At 39.0% G+C, this 17,594-nt stretch carries 20 protein-coding genes; 3 read left to right on the top strand and 17 right to left on the bottom strand.

From position 1 onward, the window contains the following. Positions 1-48 precede the first annotated feature (48 nt). The 8 genes from OB69_RS17380 to OB69_RS17345 form a co-directional block, all read right to left on the bottom strand. The gene (locus tag OB69_RS17380) at positions 49-705 is read right to left on the bottom strand and encodes a 3-oxoacid CoA-transferase subunit B (protein ID WP_053225036.1); all 657 of its coding nucleotides are present in this window, start codon (positions 703-705) and stop codon (positions 49-51) included. Positions 706-842: 137 nt separating this feature from the next. Further along, positions 843-1,193, bottom strand: a complete 351-nt coding sequence (locus tag OB69_RS17375) for a four helix bundle protein (RefSeq protein ID WP_053225035.1) — start codon at positions 1,191-1,193, stop codon at positions 843-845. Positions 1,194-1,240: 47 nt separating this feature from the next. Beyond that, positions 1,241-1,939 carry a CoA transferase subunit A gene (locus OB69_RS17370; RefSeq protein ID WP_053225034.1) on the bottom strand — a complete coding sequence of 233 codons (699 nt, stop codon included), beginning with the start codon at positions 1,937-1,939 and terminating at the stop codon, positions 1,241-1,243. Then, on the bottom strand, positions 1,929-2,882 hold the full coding sequence (locus tag OB69_RS17365; RefSeq protein ID WP_053225033.1) for a bifunctional riboflavin kinase/FAD synthetase: 954 nt from the start codon (positions 2,880-2,882) through the stop codon (positions 1,929-1,931). The genes OB69_RS17370 and OB69_RS17365 overlap by 11 nt, the downstream gene beginning before the upstream one ends. After that, positions 2,879-3,589, bottom strand: coding sequence for a tRNA pseudouridine(55) synthase TruB (gene truB / locus OB69_RS17360; protein ID WP_053225032.1), 711 nt, complete (start codon positions 3,587-3,589; stop codon positions 2,879-2,881). The genes OB69_RS17365 and truB overlap by 4 nt, the downstream gene beginning before the upstream one ends. Further along, positions 3,589-4,380, bottom strand: coding sequence for an undecaprenyl-diphosphate phosphatase (locus OB69_RS17355; protein ID WP_053225031.1), 792 nt, complete (start codon positions 4,378-4,380; stop codon positions 3,589-3,591). Before OB69_RS17355 ends, truB begins: the two co-directional genes overlap by 1 nt. Next, a complete protein-coding gene (locus OB69_RS17350) occupies positions 4,380-4,595 on the bottom strand; it encodes a DUF3098 domain-containing protein (protein ID WP_053225030.1) in 216 nt (71 codons plus the stop codon). The genes OB69_RS17355 and OB69_RS17350 overlap by 1 nt, the downstream gene beginning before the upstream one ends. Before the next feature lies 1 nt (position 4,596). Further along, positions 4,597-5,496, bottom strand: a complete 900-nt coding sequence (locus OB69_RS17345) for a cell division protein FtsX (protein WP_053225029.1) — start codon at positions 5,494-5,496, stop codon at positions 4,597-4,599. 286 nt (positions 5,497-5,782) lie between these two features. Here OB69_RS17345 and OB69_RS17340 point away from each other — a divergent pair, with 286 nt between their 5' ends. Further along, complete coding sequence (locus tag OB69_RS17340) at positions 5,783-6,217, top strand: DUF2147 domain-containing protein (RefSeq protein WP_071426817.1); 435 nt, start codon at positions 5,783-5,785, stop codon at positions 6,215-6,217. Positions 6,218-6,222: 5 nt separating this feature from the next. Here the strand turns inward: OB69_RS17340 and OB69_RS17335 are convergent, their stop codons facing one another. From OB69_RS17335 to OB69_RS17295, 9 genes are all read right to left on the bottom strand, one after another. Beyond that, positions 6,223-7,770: an SDR family NAD(P)-dependent oxidoreductase gene (locus OB69_RS17335; RefSeq protein WP_053225027.1), complete on the bottom strand. Its 1,548-nt coding sequence runs from the start codon at positions 7,768-7,770 to the stop codon at positions 6,223-6,225. Positions 7,771-7,909: 139 nt separating this feature from the next. Continuing rightward, positions 7,910-8,722, bottom strand: coding sequence for a nuclear transport factor 2 family protein (locus OB69_RS17330; protein ID WP_053225026.1), 813 nt, complete (start codon positions 8,720-8,722; stop codon positions 7,910-7,912). Positions 8,723-8,846: 124 nt separating this feature from the next. Continuing rightward, entirely contained in the window at positions 8,847-11,453 is a 2,607-nt protein-coding gene (locus OB69_RS17325; protein WP_221404891.1) for an FtsX-like permease family protein, read from the bottom strand. Positions 11,454-11,458: 5 nt separating this feature from the next. Next, the gene (locus OB69_RS17320) at positions 11,459-11,788 is read right to left on the bottom strand and encodes a PadR family transcriptional regulator (protein ID WP_053225025.1); all 330 of its coding nucleotides are present in this window, start codon (positions 11,786-11,788) and stop codon (positions 11,459-11,461) included. 795 nt (positions 11,789-12,583) lie between these two features. Further along, positions 12,584-13,063: a GNAT family N-acetyltransferase gene (locus OB69_RS17315; RefSeq protein ID WP_053225024.1), complete on the bottom strand. Its 480-nt coding sequence runs from the start codon at positions 13,061-13,063 to the stop codon at positions 12,584-12,586. A gap of 291 nt (positions 13,064-13,354) precedes the next feature. Beyond that, positions 13,355-13,816: a YHS domain-containing (seleno)protein gene (locus OB69_RS17310; RefSeq protein ID WP_053225023.1), complete on the bottom strand. Its 462-nt coding sequence runs from the start codon at positions 13,814-13,816 to the stop codon at positions 13,355-13,357. A gap of 315 nt (positions 13,817-14,131) precedes the next feature. Beyond that, positions 14,132-14,494: an SPW repeat domain-containing protein gene (locus OB69_RS17305; protein ID WP_053225022.1), complete on the bottom strand. Its 363-nt coding sequence runs from the start codon at positions 14,492-14,494 to the stop codon at positions 14,132-14,134. An 11-nt stretch (positions 14,495-14,505) separates the two neighbouring features. Then, a complete protein-coding gene (locus OB69_RS17300) occupies positions 14,506-14,859 on the bottom strand; it encodes a hypothetical protein (protein WP_053225021.1) in 354 nt (117 codons plus the stop codon). Between the two features lie 104 nt (positions 14,860-14,963). After that, positions 14,964-15,545: a Crp/Fnr family transcriptional regulator gene (locus OB69_RS17295; protein WP_053225020.1), complete on the bottom strand. Its 582-nt coding sequence runs from the start codon at positions 15,543-15,545 to the stop codon at positions 14,964-14,966. A gap of 377 nt (positions 15,546-15,922) precedes the next feature. Between OB69_RS17295 and OB69_RS17290 the strand changes: the two genes are divergently transcribed. Both OB69_RS17290 and OB69_RS17285 read left to right on the top strand, forming a co-directional pair. Next, positions 15,923-16,336 (top strand): hypothetical protein, encoded by a 414-nt coding sequence (locus tag OB69_RS17290; RefSeq protein ID WP_053225019.1) that lies wholly within the window; start codon positions 15,923-15,925, stop codon positions 16,334-16,336. A gap of 158 nt (positions 16,337-16,494) precedes the next feature. After that, positions 16,495-17,577 carry an efflux RND transporter periplasmic adaptor subunit gene (locus OB69_RS17285; protein ID WP_053225018.1) on the top strand — a complete coding sequence of 361 codons (1,083 nt, stop codon included), beginning with the start codon at positions 16,495-16,497 and terminating at the stop codon, positions 17,575-17,577. Positions 17,578-17,594: the final 17 nt, after the last annotated feature.

Raw genomic sequence — 17,594 nt, 5'->3', positions numbered from 1 at the left:
CTTGCCCAAAAATTATGGCTCAGAATGACGCTCCGAATTAAATCTTAATCAAATCTTCATTTCAGGAACATCGCCTTCGATGATTAGCTTGCCTGCGGTGGCTGCTTTGATTTCTTCTACAGTTACGCCAGGGGCGCGTTCTAAAAGTTTAAAACCACCTTCAGGAAGTACATCCAAAACAGCCATATCGGTTACAATCTTCTTAACGCAACGCAAACCAGTAATGGGCAAACTACATTCACTTAAAAGTTTAGAGTCTCCACTGCGGCTGCAATGCTGCATGGCCACGATAATGTTTTCGGCAGAAGCCACAAGGTCCATAGCCCCACCCATTCCTTTCACCATTTTACCTGGAATTTTCCAGTTGGCAATGTCTCCATTTTCAGACACTTCCATAGCGCCTAAAATAGTAAGATCAACATGGCCGCCTCTAATCATCTCGAAGCTCTGAGAAGAGCTGAAAAGCGCAGAGCCTTTGGTAGTGGTTACCGTTTGCTTGCCTGCATTGATCAAATCTGCATCTACTTCATCTTCTTCCGGAAAAGGGCCAATGCCCAATAATCCATTCTCAGACTGTAGCACAACGCTGATGTTTTCAGGAATAAAATTGGCTACAAGGGTAGGAATACCAATTCCCAGATTGATATAAGTACCATCTTGAACTTCCTGTGCTATTCTTTTCGCTATTCCGATTTTATCTAACATAATGATTTGAAGATTTGAGAATGTGTTGATTTGGTGATAACATAATTTGAAAATTTGAGGATGTGTTAATTTGATAATTATTCACTGAATCAGTTTTCCCGATTATTTTCAAATCATCAAATTAACCAATCATCAAATCACGGGTCTTTACTGCTGGATATTATTTTTGAGATGATCTTCGAGATAGAAACTAGGTCTGTTTTGATTGTTTCATCAAAAGGATAACTAGGAGCCATTTCACAAAGTTTTAACCAGTACATTGTTTCGTCCGCTTCTTTTGCGGCAATTTTGAATTTATGAATAAAGTCTCTTTTGCTTTCGCTGTTCTGTGCTTCGTAAGTATTTGCTCCAATGCTGGTGCCTGATTTTAGTAACTGATTGGCGATTACTCTTTTACCTTTGCTTTCAAGAAGCTCAGTGAATTCGATAATTTTAACTGAAAATGCTAAGGTCAAATCCACTATCAAGTTTGATTTATCATTCCTCATTTTTCTGGTCTTAAATCTGCAAATTACCAAATTATCACATCACCAAATCATCTAAGCCTAGTCGTTCTCTGTTCAATTCTTTTCTCGTAGTCCTTTCCTTGGAAAATGCGCTGCACGTAAATACCGGGAGTGTGAATGTGATTCGGATCCAACTCGCCAGGCTCTACCAGCTCTTCCACTTCGGCAATGGTGATTTTACCCGCAGCAGCCATCATTGGGTTGAAGTTTCTAGCGGTTCCTTTAAAGATTAAGTTACCAGAAGTATCTCCCTTCCAAGCTTTTACCAAAGCGAAATCAGCCTTAAGCCAATTTTCGAGCAAGTACATTTTGCCATCGTATTCTCTGGTTTCTTTGCCTTCTGCTACTTCGGTACCGTAACCTGCTGGTGTATAAAAAGCTGGAATTCCAGCCCCCCCAGCCCTGATTCGCTCGGCCAAAGTGCCTTGAGGAATTAGGTCTACTTCCAGTTCACCAGAAAGCAATTGCCTTTCGAATTCAGCATTTTCTCCTACGTAAGAGGAAATCATTTTCTTTACCTGACGGGTTTTAAGCATTAAGCCAATCCCGAAATCATCAACACCAGCGTTATTAGAAATGCAGGTCAATCCGTTTACACCCGTTTTCAGCAGGGCAGAAATACAGTTTTCAGGAATACCGCAAAGCCCAAAACCGCCCAACATCAATACAGCATTGTTAGGAATGTCTTTTACAGCTTCATCGGCATTGGCAACTACCTTATTGATCATGATTTTTTGCTTTATAATTTGACAAACAGGTCTTTACAGCGATTTCGTCTTGCTTCAGTTGGTTTTTAAGTGCTTCTACCGAACTGAATTTTTCTTCTCTTCGAATTAAATCTATAAACTCTACACTAATTTCCGAATCGTAGATGTCTTCATCAAAATCGAAAATATGTACTTCGATGGTTTTGTCATCGCCACCAATGGTTGGGCGGTTGCCAATGTTCAGCATACCGTCTCTTTTGGTGTACTTGTTACATACCTGAACGGCATAAATGCCATCGGCTGGAATAAGTTTATAACTTTCTTTTACGTGAATGTTGGCGGTAGGAAAGCCAATGGTTCTTCCAATTTTCTGTCCGTGCACCACCATTCCTGCTACAGAATACGGACGGCCAAGGTATTCGTTGGCGGTTTTTACATCTCCTGTTTCTAGTGATCTTCTGATTTTGGTAGAAGAAACTCCGATTTCGTCAATGTCTTGTCTAGGAGTTTCCTCCACTTCGTAACCGTATTTAGGGGCGAATTCTTGAAGTTCTTTCAATCCACCGTCTCTGTTTTTCCCAAAGCGATGGTCGTAGCCAATAATTAGTTTTTTGGTATGAACACGTTCAGTCAGAATGACTCGAATGTATTCTTCGCTGCTCATTTGGGCAAATTCTTGTGTAAATGGAATTTTCACCAAATGGTCTACTCCATACTTTTCTAGAACGGTAGCTTTTTCAGGGAAAGTGGTCAACAGTTTTAAAGAATTATCCCAAGGTTTGAGCACTTGGCGTGGATGAGGCCAGTAAGTAATTAGTACCGTTTCTCCGCCAATTCTGTCGGCTTCTTCGCGCAAGCGAGCAAGTATTTTCTGGTGGCCTACGTGTACGCCATCAAAAGTACCGCTGGTGACTACTGCATTGCGTAGTTCTGTAATGTCGTTTGTTCCGAGATGAATTTTCATTCTATCGTTTTCACGTAGTTTATAAAGTCTTCAAGTTGCCAGGCTTCATCAACCGAATGTTTACCAATTTTAGTTCGCCTTAAAGCACTTAAATATGCGCCAACGCCTAACTTTTCTCCAAAATCATTCGCCAGTGTTCGAATATAAGTGCCTTTTGAACAGACCACCCTGAAGTTGACTTTAGGTAAATCTAAGCTTACTATTTCAAATTCCGAAATTGTAACTTGTCTTGATTTTAATTCTACATCCTTACCCGCACGCGCTAAATCATAAGCACGCTTTCCATCTACTTTAATGGCAGAAAAAATAGGAGGGGTTTGGGTGATTTCTCCAATGAAATTTTCAGTGTTTTGATGGATTACTTCGGCTGTTAAATGTGATATATCAACAGCGGGAGTTGGTTCAGATTCTAAGTCATAGCTAGGTGTAGTGCTGCCCAATGTAAAGCTGCCCGTGTATTCTTTTACATCGGCCATATAACTTTCAATAGACTTGGTTTTTTTTCCTGTACAAAGAATTAAAAGCCCAGAAGCAAGCGGGTCCAAAGTGCCTGCATGGCCAATTTTCTTAATCCCTATGTTGTACCTGATTTTCTTAACTACCCCAAAAGATGTCCATTCTAAAGGCTTGTCGATTAGAATAACCTGACCGTTTTTGAAATTTTCTTTTTTACTAAGGGATGGATCTATTTCTAGAGATTTCGACATTATATAAAGGTGTAGATTATTGCACCTAAACCAACGGCAAAGCAATAGAATGAAAAATATTTCAATTGACTTTTCTTCACTAAGGCAATCATCCACTTACAAGCCACAAGGCCTGCCAGAAAAGCCGCTAAAAAACCAACGATAAGTGAAGCGCTTTCAATTTGGCTAGAAGCGATATCGCCACTAAGGATGTCTTTGGCTACTTTTCCTAAGATTAATGGAACCACCATTAAGAAGGAGAAACGAGCCGCTTTTTCTCTGTCGATGCCCAAAAGTACAGCGGTAGAGATGGTAGCGCCAGAACGTGAAATGCCCGGCAAAATGGCAATGGACTGTGCAATACCGATAGTGATTGCGTTGGGCATTGATACGGCTTTATCGGTTTTTTTGGCTTTGTCGGCCAAGAATAGAAGGCCAGCCGTGAGAATAAGCATACAGCCCACCAATAACAGTTGTCCGCCAAATAGCGATTCGATTTCTTCATCGAAAAGCACGCCAATAACGGCTGCAGGAATCATTGAGGCTACTATTTTTAAGGAATACTTGAACTGGTCGTTGTTCTTGAATTGGAAAAGCCCCATGACCAATTCACCGATTTCATTTCTGAAAATTACGATGGTACTTAGGGCAGTTGCTGCATGGAGCACTACTGTCATCAATAAACTTTCTTGTGGAACGCTAGTGTCGCCTAAAATGGCTTTTACTATTTCTAGATGTCCGCTACTACTTACAGGCAAAAACTCTGTTAACCCTTGAACGATGCCAAGAATAATCGATTCAATAATGGTCATTAATCGTTTTTATCTTTCTTAAAAATGGCAAAAAACTCAATAATGAAACCCGCAAGGATGATGATTGGCCCTAAAGTAAGCCCAAGAAAACCTTGGCCTTGTGGGTTGCTTTCTAAAGACATAACGATAAAGCCCAATAGCAAAACGCCTAATCCAATGAGCATCCATTTGTAGTTTTCTTTCCCGAAGGCGAAGTTCTTTTTATTTTCAGACATATTAGTATAGTTCGTCTAATGACATTTTTAAATATTTGTTCATAGCCCTATAGGTGCTGATAAAGGCAATAAAGCTTCCCAGAATAATGAGTAAGCCGTAAAGCGCTAAGATGAAAACTTCTTGCTGAAGCTCGGCTAATCTTTCTATTTTGGTATTGGCAAATTGAAGTAATCCATACAGCAATAATGAAGAAGCTACTCCAGCAATGGCACCATGAAAAAGTGCTCTTTTCAGAAATGGTTTTTTGATAAAACCGCTGGTAGCACCTACTAATTGCATACTTCGAATTAAAAATCTTTGAGAAAAAAGGGCAAGTTTGATGGTGTTGTTAATTAACATAACCACTACAATCAGAAGAATGGTAGCAAAGCCTAAAAGGATTAGCCCTATGTTTCTAAGGTTTTTGTTGATGGAATCTACAAGGCTTTCTACAAAAGTGACTTCATAAACACCACTAATGGTTTCGATTTTATTGGCAATGCTATCTAGTTTAGCATTGGTTTGAAACTCTGGAGCAATGTTTACCACTAGGGCATCGCGCAGTGGGTTATCGCCTAAAAATTCTGAAAAATCTTCGCCTGTATCTTTTACAAACTGCTGTGCCGCTTCTTCTTTCGAAATAAAGGTAATTTGAGGTTTGTCTTCTTTCTTAAGCACGTAAGGACTGGTGGAAATCTCTCGCTGAATGCGGTTACGCTGATTTTCTGAGGTGTTTTTGTTGAGGTATACCTGAATCTCAATATTCTCCTGAATCACCGAAGTGAGACGGTTGGTATGTAAAAGGAGCATTCCGAAAAGCCCTACTACAAATAGCGCCAAGGTCACGCTAAAAATGACACTGCCGTATTGGTATGAACCAACCTTTTTCTTCCTTCTGACTTTCTTTTCTTGCTTATTCACGATTGCTTAAACTCGTTCAAAAATAGTAATTTATTCATTCAGAGAACTGTCTATTCCAGTTAATATTATTTAATGTGAGATTGAATTTCTGGGCTAAGCTGAAGTATTTTTTATAAACAGACAAGCTTAAAAATACATCTGATAATTTTGAGCTGTACCTATAAGCCGATTATTTCGCAAATGATTAAAGGCATTGTCAGGGTTTTGAACAAACACAATCTTTGATTAAAGCCTTCGTGATTATAGAACAATAGACCGCATGATTAGGTTAAAACAGAGATTACCTATGAAATTAATTGCCACCATATTTTTTTTAACGATGTCTGTTTTTAATGCACCGTCCGATACAGCTGATAATATTTTAGGTGATTGGTGGACGGAAGGGAAGAAGGCCAAAGTGAGGATTTATAAAGAAGATGACCGCTATTCGGGTGAAATTATTTGGCTGAAAGCAAGTGCCGACAATGATCATATTATCCGAGATTCTAATAACGAAATAGAAAGTTTGAAAGACAGACCACTTATTGGTATTGATTTGATTGAAGGTTTTACTTTTAAAGCTCCACAATGGGTAGGCGGAAAAGTATACGACCCTGAAAAGGGGAAATCATACGACTGCATTCTCAAATTGGATGGCAACCAACTAGAAGTGAGGGGTTATATGAAAATGCCTTTGTTTGGTAAATCGGTATTTTGGAAAAGGGTGAATGAGACCGAATGATAAACCTACCAAGAAGTAGGTTTATAATCTTTTAAAAATTTTCCGCACCAATGTTTTCCAGTGTTAATTCCATCAAATAAAGGATCTAACACCCTTGCAGCGCCATCAACAATGTCTAATGGAGGCTGAAAATCATGTAATTCTTCTTTTCTTCTGGCCAATTCTGCGGGGTCTTCGTCTGTTACCCAGCCTGTATCTACCGCATTGGTATAAATCCCGAATTTGGCCAAGTCCGATGCCGAAGTAAGTGTCATCATGTTCAAAGCAGCTTTGGCCATATTGGTATGCGGGTGGCGCGGTTCTTTATGAAACTGGTGGAATTTACCTTCCATGGCCGACACATTGATAATGTGCTTAATGCCAGTGTTTTCCTTTTTCATCAGGTTCACCAATCGGTTGCACAATACAAAAGGAGCAACGGAATTTACCAGTTGTACTTCTAGCATTTCGTTGGTGTGCACTTCGCCTAGTTTCAATCGCCAACTGTTGGTTTTTCTTAAGTCCACCTGTTGTAAATCCGCATCTAATTTCCCTTCAGGAAAAACCTCCTTGGCGGTAAGTGAATTGTCGATGCTATACGGGATTTGAGAGAGCTGAGCCGAAGCACTTAGGCCAATACCAAGCTGTTTGCCATGCCAACTGACAGGCAAGTTCTTGTTTTCACCTTCGGCAAAGCCAGCACTTAAAGTTCTTAATTCTTGAATACAGTCGTTGTGATCAGCCAATAGGTCTTGGGCGAAAGGTGTCAATTCCTCAAATTTGAGTCTTTCATTGGGCATTAAATGCGCATAAAAACCAGCAGGTCGTCTCACCGTTTGTGCCGCATTGTTGATTAATATATCGAGCCTGTCGTATTGCTGTTCTATGAAATTGCAGAAGATTTCTATGCTGGGAATATGTCTTAAATCTAAGCCATGAATTTTTAAACGATGTCCCCAATCTTTGAAATCGGCTTCTTTAGAAAAACGCAAAGCCGAATCAATAGGGAAGCGGGTAGTGGCGATAACGGTAGCGCCAGCCCTCAGCATCATTAAAGTAATGTGGTAACCGATTTTCAACCTAGAGCCCGTGACCAATGCCACTTGGCCGGTGAGGTCTGCGGTTTGAAAACGTTTAGCGTAATTGAAATCACCGCATTCCTTGCACATGGTGTCGTAGAAATGGTGAAGTTTATTGAAAGTGGTTTTGCAAACGTAGCATTCTCGTGGCGATTCCAGCTCGACTTCTTTCTCATGCTCTTTGCCCGTGAGGTCAATCATGGTAGGGGCAATGAAAATGGCGGCTTCTCGTGCACTTCTAATGCCAGTGGCGTTTCTTGCTTCCTTATCTTTGGCTGCTATTTTCTTCTTGATTACTTTTTTAGCGCCTCTTTTGCGCTTCAAAAGTTCTTCTTTGCTTGGACGAGAAAAAGTGCCTGCCGCTATAATCAGAGCCAGTCGTTCTTCTTTGGGAATATCGAAGATTTGGTTGGTATTGTTATTTAGGCTCTCCAGTACCTCAATGCACTGGCGAATCTGTTCTGGACTTAATTTGGTGGGCTCCTCTTTCGCCATGTTTGCTGCTTAGTTCCGCAAAAGTAGTACTATATCAGTTGATATTTAAACACTAGACTAGAATGATTCTGTCGGTTGTTGGTTCTTGCAATTGACTCTCACCATGGTGGTAGATATGGTGAGAGCCATGTCTTAGGAGTTAATTAATGCGCGTTGCTTCCTCAGCAATCGCTCCGTTTTCTCTTACAATGAGTTTGACAACCTTGTTATTGACATCTTTTACAAACTCAAAAGTAAGGCTGCTCTGTTCGTGAAAAAAGAGATGGTCATTTTGCGGCTTAAGGACAATTTGCATTGAGCCTGCTGACATCTCTAATGAATTTTCTTTTTTAGTTATTGTTACCAGTCCAGTTTGTGGAGCATTGTATTGGCCAGCATACTCGCTCAATAGTTTATATGAAACCGTCACTGCCGCTTTAGTATTGGTGTATGGCATTGACTTATGATCATAGCTGATAACACGAGCCATTTTCCATTTTCCGTTTTCGAATTTCCATAAATGGGTAAATTGGGCTTTTCCCTCTGCATATTCGTCTTTACCAGCCTGATTAACATAGAAAATATGCTCACCTGAAATAATGGCTCCATAGTTATTCATAGGATAGACTTTAACACTGCCTTCAACTGCTGCTCTTCTTAGCTTTGAGTTTTCATTCGAGCACAGTCCGAAAGGTATACTTTCCAGAAGGGCCTTTTTTGAAGTAGTTAAACCATTTTTATCATGGTAAAACTCAATGTCATTTGTGAGCAATTCACCCATGTTTTTGACATCACAAGTGTTATAACTTTTCCAAAAAAGGCTGTCGAAATGGAGTATGACTTGGTTCAATTCGTCCTGATTATTAGGGATTGATTGCGCTCTAAGTTCACTTGAACTAAAGAGAAAAACGATAGCGCTTAATAGCAGGGTATAGCAACCCTTTGTTGTTTTTGTAAACTGATTTTGAATCATAATTGTGTTGTTTAAATTTTAAGTTTTTACTGCTTTGCTGTTTGGGGAATACTATTCTACATATCTGTTGCGGGTTTGAATTGACCTATTCAAACCTGATTTTTTAATTATATGAATAGGTGATTTATTCGCTTCTAAGGCTCTTTACTGGGTTTGCCTTGGCGGCCTTAAAGGTTTGTAAGCCTACGGTAAGCCATGCAATAATTAGCGCAGCAAGGCCGGCCATTAGGAAATACCAGATTTCAAGATCGATATGATAGGCGAATTCATCCAGCCATGATTTCAGTAAGAAATAGCTTAGAGGAAGCGCAATCAGAATGGCTAACCCGATCATTTGGTTGAAGTCGACAGAGAGTAATCTAACGATGTTTGAATTACTGGCGCCCAAAGCTTTTCTTACGCCAATTTCTTTAGAGCGTTTTTCTGCGGTAAAGGCAGCCAATCCAAAAATCCCTAAGCATGAAATGATAATGGCTATTCCTCCAAAGTATTTCGATAATACTGCGACTCTCTCTTCTGCAGCATACTGAACTGCATATTCTTGATCTAGAAAAGTATAGTTGAAATCGAAATCGGTGTTGTACTCTTTGTAAAGGGCTTCAACTCTTCCAATCGTTGCTTTCTCTTGACCTGGCTGAATTCTCACCAGAATATTCAATAGATTTTCGTTTTCTAATTTAAAGAACATAGGGGTTATGGGCTGGTGTAATGAATTGAAATTAAAGTTTTTAGCCACGCCAATAATCTGAACTTCATCGCCCCATAATGTTATTGATTTACCAATGGGGTCCGTCATTCCCATCACCCGAACCGCTTCTTCATTTACAATTAGTTTAGTGTTATCGGTACTTAAGTCTTTAGAAAAACTTCTGCCCTCAATAATTTCTACCCCAAGGGTTTCAATAAAATTATATGATACTGGCATGTTGCCGAAGCGCGTTTGCACTTCTGGATTTTCGCCTTCCCAATGCACGCCAGTGGTATAATTGCCTCCGTTGAGAATCGTGTGCGAGGTTCTACCGGCATTCACAACTCCCGGTGTGTTTCGTAACTGCCCAATAAAAGCTTCCTCATTTTCTGTTAAGTTTCCTTCATTCAAGAAAAGAATAAGGTTCTCTTTGTCGTAACCTATATTCTTGTTTTGAATAAACTCAATTTGTTTGGCCACCACCAGTACTGAAGTAATTAAAAGTACGGATAAGGCAAATTGAAAAACAACCAATCCTTTCCTAATCCATAATTCGCTTAGTGAATTCCTGACCTTGCCTTTAAGAATAGCAACGGCTTTTATACCCGACAAATACAGTGCTGGGTAACTACCTGAAACAAAGCCTGTAAATATCTGTATGACCAAAAGAATAGTGATAAGCTCTGTACTGAATTCCAGACTGATTTGCTTGCCCGTGATTTGATTAAACTGAGGGAGCAAAAGTATGACCAAGGCAAGAGCACAGACAATGGAAATGAATGTCATCAGAAAAGCTTCTTCTAAGTATTGCCAAATGAGCGTTTGCCTTCTTGCGCCAATGGCCTTTTTCACACCAATTTCTTTGGTCCTGCGCGAAGCCTTGGCAGTAGATAAATTCATGAAGTTGATGCAGGCGATAAAAAGTATGAAAATTGATACAATGGAGAATAGTCTAATGTATTCTATTCTTCCGCCCGCCTGAACACCATTCTCATATTTTGAATAGAGGTATTTGTCAGAGTATTTTCGTACAAAGGGTGTTACATTCGATTTAGGTGCTTTCTCTTTTATAAAGGGTGCTAATTTTTTGTTCAGTTGCTCTACATCGGTGCCCTCTGTCAGCACCACATACGTCAATGCGTTATAATTGCCCCAATGCTTGCCTTCGCCAAGTATGTTAGAAAAAATCTCGAACGGAAGGATGAAGTCAAAGTCTTCGGTGGTATTGGCAGGAAGGTCTTTAAAAACGCCCGTCACTACTAAGTCTTGCTTAAAAGTTAAGATTTGCCATTCTACCATTTGGCCAATGGCTTTTCCAACGTCTCCGAATAAACTAACAGCCAGTTGTTCCGATAAAGCGATGGATTGGGGGTTTTGGAGCACATTCTTGGCATCACCATCGATTAACGGAAAGGAAAAGATTTCGAAAAACTCTTTGCCTGCAAATTTACCCGTTGCCTTTATTGTTTTTTCATTGGCCGTTACTGGCATTTTCCCAAACCAAAAGGAGGGGGTGGCCTGTAAGCCAATTTCTATTTCCGGTACTTCTTGTTCCAAGGCTTCGGCCAGTATGGCTTGCGTGTCTTCTTGCGTATTGAGCGTACCTGACTCTTCGTGGTGAAGCATGACCTGATAGAGGCGGTCGTCCAATTGGTGGAACTTGTCTACGCTCATTTCATCGGTTACCCAAAGGTAAATGAGTAGGGTGCAGGCCAGTCCGCTAGAAAGGCCAATTAAATTGATGAAAAAGGCGCTTTTGTAGCGCAGAAAATTTCTGTAGCTAACTAATAAGTTGTGTTTGAACATACCGTAATTGTTGAGTTTTTGATTTCCTTCTAATTTTCGGATCATGCTGGGCCTGAACAGCTTTAGCACGTCTTTTTTGAATACCTTTTTTGCTTTTTGTACTCCGTGGTTTTCGGCATTCGCCTCAAACCGTTCTAATAAATCACCTTCAATGTCTTCTTTGTACTCCGCTCTACAGAACCACCTGAAGAACCTGAGCCAAAACTTTGAAGGCTGAATATTGTCATGTGACCGCATGACGATTAATCGTTAAGTACTATTTCTGGAATGGCTTTCCATAAGCTTAGGCGCTGTTCTTTGGCTTCGCGAAGAGTGGTTTTGCCTAAACTGGTTACCGTGAAAAACCGTTTTCTTTTACCGCCCCTCATTTTGGTAGCTTCGCCAAATTCAGAAGTGAGAAAACCTTTGTCTTCCAATCTTCTTAATACCGTTTGCAAAGCGCCAATGCTTACCGAGCGACCCAAACGCGACTCCATTTCATCGATAATAGCTACTCCGTAGGCTTCGCCATGCAAAATGGCCACGGTTAAGAGCACGATTTCCTCGAATTCACCAAGGTTATGTTTACCCATTGCTTTATTATTTACCTTAAATGTAGTTAATATAAAAAGGTAAGCAAGCGGAGTAGTAAATTATTTTTACCTTGATTGTAGTTTATATTGATTGTTCCCTTTGATGAGTGAGACATTTGAAATCCAATATTTGCACTGATGTCCGCACTTTCATGCCTACGAAGCTTCTGCAAAGCGAGGTGACGCGATAGTCTGTCCGTTGTATGGAGTGGGTAATCAGGACAGAGTCCTGAATTATAATCGTCACAGGTTCGGAGAACCTGCGACAGGGGGAAAGCTTCTAATAGCGTTGTCAAGGTAATTTATTCCGCCCCTTCAGGGCTTAAGTAGGAGAGGTGGTTTTTTACGAAGGCTTGCACCCTTCGTTTGGATATGGTGCACTTTCAGGGCTTTGTGAAGCTGATTGCTTTTGCTCTTTATGTGTTTTAAGAAGCTAGGTTTTTTTGAACTGAAAGCCCTGTAAGGGCGAGATATTGTAGGGACGGGCATAGCCCGTTACCTGTTAGCACAAAATCAAATAAGCCCTGTAAGGGCTGTAAGGGCGAACATCTTTAGTTCTCGAGGTCAGGATTAAAAGTAGTGTGCGAATAACGGACTAATGTAGTAGATCTGCTGGTGAAGAGTATTGACAGTAGCGATAATCCTCGTTGTAAACGATGGTTAGTGAGGATATTGTTCTGAAATAGGTTTAAGCAATTAGGCATAAGAAAGAGGATCAGAGGTGAGGCTTGTATTTACAAATTACCCACTTTTTACTAATTTATATGTTGATATTTAAGTTTCGGTTTGATCATTTTAAGCGTTGTGGTTAGGGTTTTCTATTCTGTATCTAATAAACCTTCTGTTTTCAATTTCTAATTCACCATCTTCTTTAAATCCTAGCCGTATTAGGCCTTTAGTTCTTGTTCTTGTAGGAGGAAATAGTACAGTTACTGATTTTAGCTGCATTTCATTAAATGCTTTGTCTATAATTTGATGGTATATGAATTTCCCTAAACCCCAATAGTCTGGATGTAGTACGAGAGCCAAGTCTACTTCTCCTTTTTCTGGCTGTAAACCACCCCAGCCAGCGAATTGGCCATTGACAATGAAAGCCCATGGTCCGTAGCCATTTTCAGCCCATAACTGTTCTTTAGTAGCAATGAATGCATCGCACATACTTTCATTAAAATATTCTGTCAGCAAGGGCATTTGTCGTCTTACCAACTGATTATTCATTAATTCAATAATCATAGACTTTTTTACTTCTGAAAGTCGCTTCAACTCAATTTTCATGGTTATGGGTTTATATAAAGTAAAAATATATAGTGTAACCTGTGTATTACATATTTCTTTAATCTAGTGTTGGTCTGTTGGTAGAACGGAAAGTTGCTCCTGAAATTCAGTGTTTTCAATGGAACAGGAAATCAGTTCTGAAGCAGTAGCTAAAGCTAGTTTATTGGCGCTTATGATTAGCAATGGTTTTTAAAATCAGAACTTTAACGCTTCTTTTCATTGATTTAAAAAACATTAAGGTATCGGGCGTTTTAGTCTAACACCAAATACCTTAAATCATTCACCTAATTATTATTTACTCAACTTTGTCCAGTTCATATTGGCTTTCTCTACTAGCTCTTTGTGATTACCAGTAATCCAAAGTTGTTGTGCATCTACTTCCAAATCATATAGGAACAAGAAGTATTTCCCATCTTTTACTACGAATTTATTTGGATCAACCCTGAATTTTGCACCAACTGAAACACCAAAGGCACAATATCCACCGTATTGAGGTAAGTATTTTTTTGGATTTGATTCGAAAGATTTTTTTTGAGCCTCGCTTGTAAAATAATACGCTAGTCCATCATGGGTAGCTTTGTGTTCTTTTAGGCCTTTTTGAGCGATACCTAAATCCAAATACGAAACAGGGCTATAACCTTGTAGAGCTATTTTACTGTCATCAATATTGTTGGCGTTTTTATTCTGAGCACTGACATTTGTACCTAGTACCATCATCATTACTACTACTAAAATGTTAATCGACTTTTTCATTGTTTCTAAATTTTATTGAATGTTTGTTTTAAATGCTTTTTCTGATTGAAAATCTGTTCCCCCTTTTTTAAAGGAAATGGTAATAAAACTGGATGTCACCTTGTTTGATATCACAAAGTCCACTCAAGTGAATTCATTCTTTATCGATCTTATTCAGAAGAATTTTTTGACATGCTCGCAGTGGTTTCATGTTTTACCATATAGATTGGTGCAAACCTTATTTGCTCCTTTTCCTTACTATAAATAGTTAGGTTTCTGAAAGTATTTATCTTCTATTTATCTCGAGTGGGGGTGTTTTTTAGAAATTAATTACCCTTAATCTATTTCACTGGCTTGTTCAGGTTTATGCAAGCTCACCACTGTTAAAACGGCTGCGCCATTTATCCAGAAGTAGTTGGCGTCTATTCCGCTGAATGAAAAGAGAAAAGGGGCTGTAACAAATACAAGTCCTACCAGTGCATCTACTATGAGATGCCATTTGTATGGAACGATTCGGTAAACACCTAATCGATGGTCTGTAAGCAGGGTTAAGATAAAAGCTGCAATTCCTGTAGCTACAGACAGTAGTAAAGCGAATGAGTTTGAATTTCCCAAGCCAAGTATGAATGGTAAACCTATAAGTGCTAAAGCTACAGGGTAGTCCAGAAAAGCGTGCATATTCTTAGTTACGAATCTCATACCAACCTAATTTAAGCTTTGAAATATTGTTCTTCTATTACCTGCCCGTTTTGCCAAACAGTTCTAAGAATCTCGTGCCAAAAAACCTTACTACCGTCTTTCATGTCAAAGTCGAAAGTAAATTCAGCAAAAGAAATATCTCCAATCAAGGCAGCATTATGCATGATGATATCATTCACTTTAGCAATTGAGTTGGCAAAACCTTTCATTTTGACTAGCATCTCTTCTTTGCTGTTTGTTACGGTACCATCAAAGTCTAGAGTTTTTACATTCGAAGCAAAATACTTTTCTGTGGCTTCTACAATTTGCCCTTTTCTTACCAGCTCGTTCTTGGCTGATAAAATTTCATTTAAGGATTGTTCCATTTTTGTTTTTTTGAATTGTTTGTCAATATCGACATGACAAAAGTCCAGCAATTCAAAAGCAATAAATATGAAGTAGTTTAAGAAATAAGGTTGATCTAGTTCAACTATTTTTTAGTTCTCTTATTTCTGATTCTGGATAAAAACTCGGTGGTCATTCCTAGGTATGAAGCCAACGCGTATTGAGGTACGCGTTGAACGAAATTGGGGAAATTCAACAGAAAATTCTCGTATCGTGCTTCCGCAGACTGAGTAAGGTTGAAGAGAATTCTTCGATGTTCAAAGGCTAGGCCTTTTTCTGCTATTATTCTAAAAAATGTTTCGAATTTATGGTTAGATGCTTTTAACTCTTGTTCTTTTTCGAATTCAATTTGTAGGATGGTACTGTCTTCTAACGCAACAATAAATAGAGTTGCAGGGTGTTGGTAGATGTAACTATTGAAATCTGAAACCCACCAATTCTCAATGGCAAATTGAAGTGTATGTTCCTGTCCTTCAGCCGATACAATATAACTTCTGAAAGCACCTTTTACTACAAATGACCTATGGCTATTTGTGAAGTTTGGCTGAACAATAAATTGTCGTTTTTTTATATTCACCTCTTCAAAACAAGACACAAACTCCTCTGTTTCAATATCGTTTAGTGCGACAATTTTTTGCACATAATCTATAAGTTGTCTTTTACTCATTATTCAAAGGCGTCCGCAATCAAAGTGTTATACTATGGAAATCAAGGCTGTGTAATGAAATAAAAAGTGCCGTTATATTCAAATAGTCCCTCTTAAATGTGTTCCGGTTAGTCAGCCCAATGTCTTTGGTGGTCAACAATACTATCGTTTACTTCAAAATTAGCTATGTTAGAAATTTATAATTGGCAGCCTTGCTCAATATATTCGATAGGCAGAGGTGTTTTGGTTGTTCAGTGGTCAGCGAGACGTAAAGTAAGGTTGGTACTACACTCTACATCATCTTATAAAACCAGCTTATTTTAATTTTTGATATTTAATGAAAAATTAACAAATCTGTATTTGGCTATATTATTACGGTAATGTAGCTTTGGCGCCTAATGAAAAATCTGCGTTTAGGGTATTTTTTAGCAATTGGCATTCTAATATTGAATGTCTGGGGCTATCCATACGCACAATTAAATCAGGATTCTGCAAAGTGTTCTGAACTGTTGAATGAAAGCACTGAAGTTATACCTCTAGTTGCTCAAGATCATCAGTTTTTTCTTTCAGAAGCTCCATTGTCAGGTTCTGAAAAAACTTTCAATGTTGATGTTGTTGAAACTGAGATTGAGGAAGAGTTAACTTCTTCAAAAAAGCATCTTGCAGGTAGCGCATATATGGCTGCTATTTTGTGCTTACTGTTGCTTGGCTTTTTCTCCAGCCGAAGGGTTAAAAAAGTAACTTTTACACAGCGTTTTTCCTATTTAACTTCTCGCCACTGGTATATTGTATATCAGGTTTTTCGCATATAATACTTATTATCAATAGGTTAGGTTTTGTTAGATAGCCTGATCTAAAATTCTATAGCTAAGTGACCTATAAAAGTCACAAGAGATCATTTTGTGCTTGTTTGCACTAATCTCAAAAGAAATACCCTTAAAATCTTATTGTTTTAAATCCCAAAATTGTGATGAAGAAAATTCTCATGCTTACGAGTTTGTGTGCATTGTTGCTATACACAAGCTGTGAATCAAAAAAGGAAGTTCATGAAATTGAAACCAAGTTTTCAGTAACAAGTCCTGCTCGCATGGACACTTCCATAACCAAAAATTATGTAAGTCAAATTCGCTCTATTCGCCATATTGAGTTACGTGCTCAAGAAAGAGGCTACTTGCAGAAAATTTATGTAGATGAAGGTCAGTCTGTAAAGCAAGGTCAACTGCTATTTAAGATTATGCCTAAACTTTATGAAGCCGAATTACAAAAGGCTCAAGCTGAGGTCAATTTTGCAGAAATAGAATACCAAAACACTAAAAAGTTGGCCGATAGCAATGTGGTAGCTCCAAATGAGTTGGCTTTAGCGCAGGCTACACTAGAAAAGGCCAAGGCCGAATTGTCATTAGCACAAGTTCATTTACAGTTCACAGAAATTAGAGCTCCTTTTGATGGAATCATTGATAGATTTCATGTTCGTGAAGGAAGCTTATTAGAAGAAGGCGAGCTGCTTTCAAACTTCTCTGATAATAGCCAAATGTGGGTGTATTACAATGTGCCAGAGGCTGAATACTTAGATTATAAATCTCAAATACAGAGTATTGAGGCCGTTAACGTGAAGCTCTTAATGGCCAATAATAAGCAGTTCGATCAGGCCGGAGTTGTTGAAACGATAGAAGCTGACTTCAATAACGAAACAGGAAATATTGCTTTCAGAGCAACATTCCCCAACCCGAACGGCCTATTGCGCCATGGTGGAACAGGCAACGTATTAATGAGCGTTCCACTGGAAAACGCACTGCTAATTCCTCAGAAATCTACCTTCGAAATTCTAGACAAAAGATATGTATTCGTGATAGACGAACACAATGTAGTTAGGTCTAGAGAAATTAAAATTGCGGCTGAAATGCCCCATGTATTTGCGGTTTCAGAAGGCTTGTCAGAAAACGATAAAATCCTTCTAGAAGGCCTACGCTTGGTTAGGGAAAACGATGAGATCAGCTATGACTTTGTGCAGCCAATGGCAGTACTGTCTAATCTGAATTTATACGCTGAATAATCTACCTCCTAAAAATC

Origin of the sequence: Roseivirga seohaensis subsp. aquiponti, assembly GCF_001267955.1 — a bacterium.
In the GTDB taxonomy this organism is placed as follows: domain Bacteria; phylum Bacteroidota; class Bacteroidia; order Cytophagales; family Cyclobacteriaceae; genus Roseivirga; species Roseivirga seohaensis.
Note: the sequence above shows the minus strand (reverse complement) of the source record. Positions and strands in the feature narration are given on the sequence as shown.

Bases quoted from the DNA above. Each gene is read 5' to 3' on its own strand.
- OB69_RS17320 (WP_053225025.1), bottom strand. From the start codon at position 11,788: ATGGGTAAACATAACCTTGGTGAATTCGAGGAAATCGTGCTCTTAACC.
- OB69_RS17375 (WP_053225035.1), bottom strand. From the start codon at position 1,193: ATGAGGAATGATAAATCAAACTTGATAGTGGATTTGACCTTAGCATTT.
- OB69_RS17340 (WP_071426817.1), top strand. From the start codon at position 5,783: ATGAAATTAATTGCCACCATATTTTTTTTAACGATGTCTGTTTTTAAT.
- OB69_RS17295 (WP_053225020.1), bottom strand. From the start codon at position 15,545: ATGAGTAAAAGACAACTTATAGATTATGTGCAAAAAATTGTCGCACTA.
- OB69_RS17290 (WP_053225019.1), top strand. From the start codon at position 15,923: ATGAAAAATCTGCGTTTAGGGTATTTTTTAGCAATTGGCATTCTAATA.
- OB69_RS17300 (WP_053225021.1), bottom strand. From the start codon at position 14,859: ATGGAACAATCCTTAAATGAAATTTTATCAGCCAAGAACGAGCTGGTA.
- OB69_RS17370 (WP_053225034.1), bottom strand. From the start codon at position 1,939: ATGATCAATAAGGTAGTTGCCAATGCCGATGAAGCTGTAAAAGACATT.
- OB69_RS17325 (WP_221404891.1), bottom strand. From the start codon at position 11,453: ATGCGGTCACATGACAATATTCAGCCTTCAAAGTTTTGGCTCAGGTTC.
- OB69_RS17315 (WP_053225024.1), bottom strand. From the start codon at position 13,063: ATGAAAATTGAGTTGAAGCGACTTTCAGAAGTAAAAAAGTCTATGATT.
- truB (WP_053225032.1), bottom strand. From the start codon at position 3,589: ATGTCGAAATCTCTAGAAATAGATCCATCCCTTAGTAAAAAAGAAAAT.
- OB69_RS17310 (WP_053225023.1), bottom strand. From the start codon at position 13,816: ATGAAAAAGTCGATTAACATTTTAGTAGTAGTAATGATGATGGTACTA.
- OB69_RS17350 (WP_053225030.1), bottom strand. From the start codon at position 4,595: ATGTCTGAAAATAAAAAGAACTTCGCCTTCGGGAAAGAAAACTACAAA.
- OB69_RS17285 (WP_053225018.1), top strand. From the start codon at position 16,495: ATGAAGAAAATTCTCATGCTTACGAGTTTGTGTGCATTGTTGCTATAC.
- OB69_RS17330 (WP_053225026.1), bottom strand. From the start codon at position 8,722: ATGATTCAAAATCAGTTTACAAAAACAACAAAGGGTTGCTATACCCTG.
- OB69_RS17335 (WP_053225027.1), bottom strand. From the start codon at position 7,770: ATGGCGAAAGAGGAGCCCACCAAATTAAGTCCAGAACAGATTCGCCAG.
- OB69_RS17305 (WP_053225022.1), bottom strand. From the start codon at position 14,494: ATGAGATTCGTAACTAAGAATATGCACGCTTTTCTGGACTACCCTGTA.
- OB69_RS17365 (WP_053225033.1), bottom strand. From the start codon at position 2,882: ATGAAAATTCATCTCGGAACAAACGACATTACAGAACTACGCAATGCA.
- OB69_RS17355 (WP_053225031.1), bottom strand. From the start codon at position 4,380: ATGACCATTATTGAATCGATTATTCTTGGCATCGTTCAAGGGTTAACA.
- OB69_RS17380 (WP_053225036.1), bottom strand. From the start codon at position 705: ATGTTAGATAAAATCGGAATAGCGAAAAGAATAGCACAGGAAGTTCAA.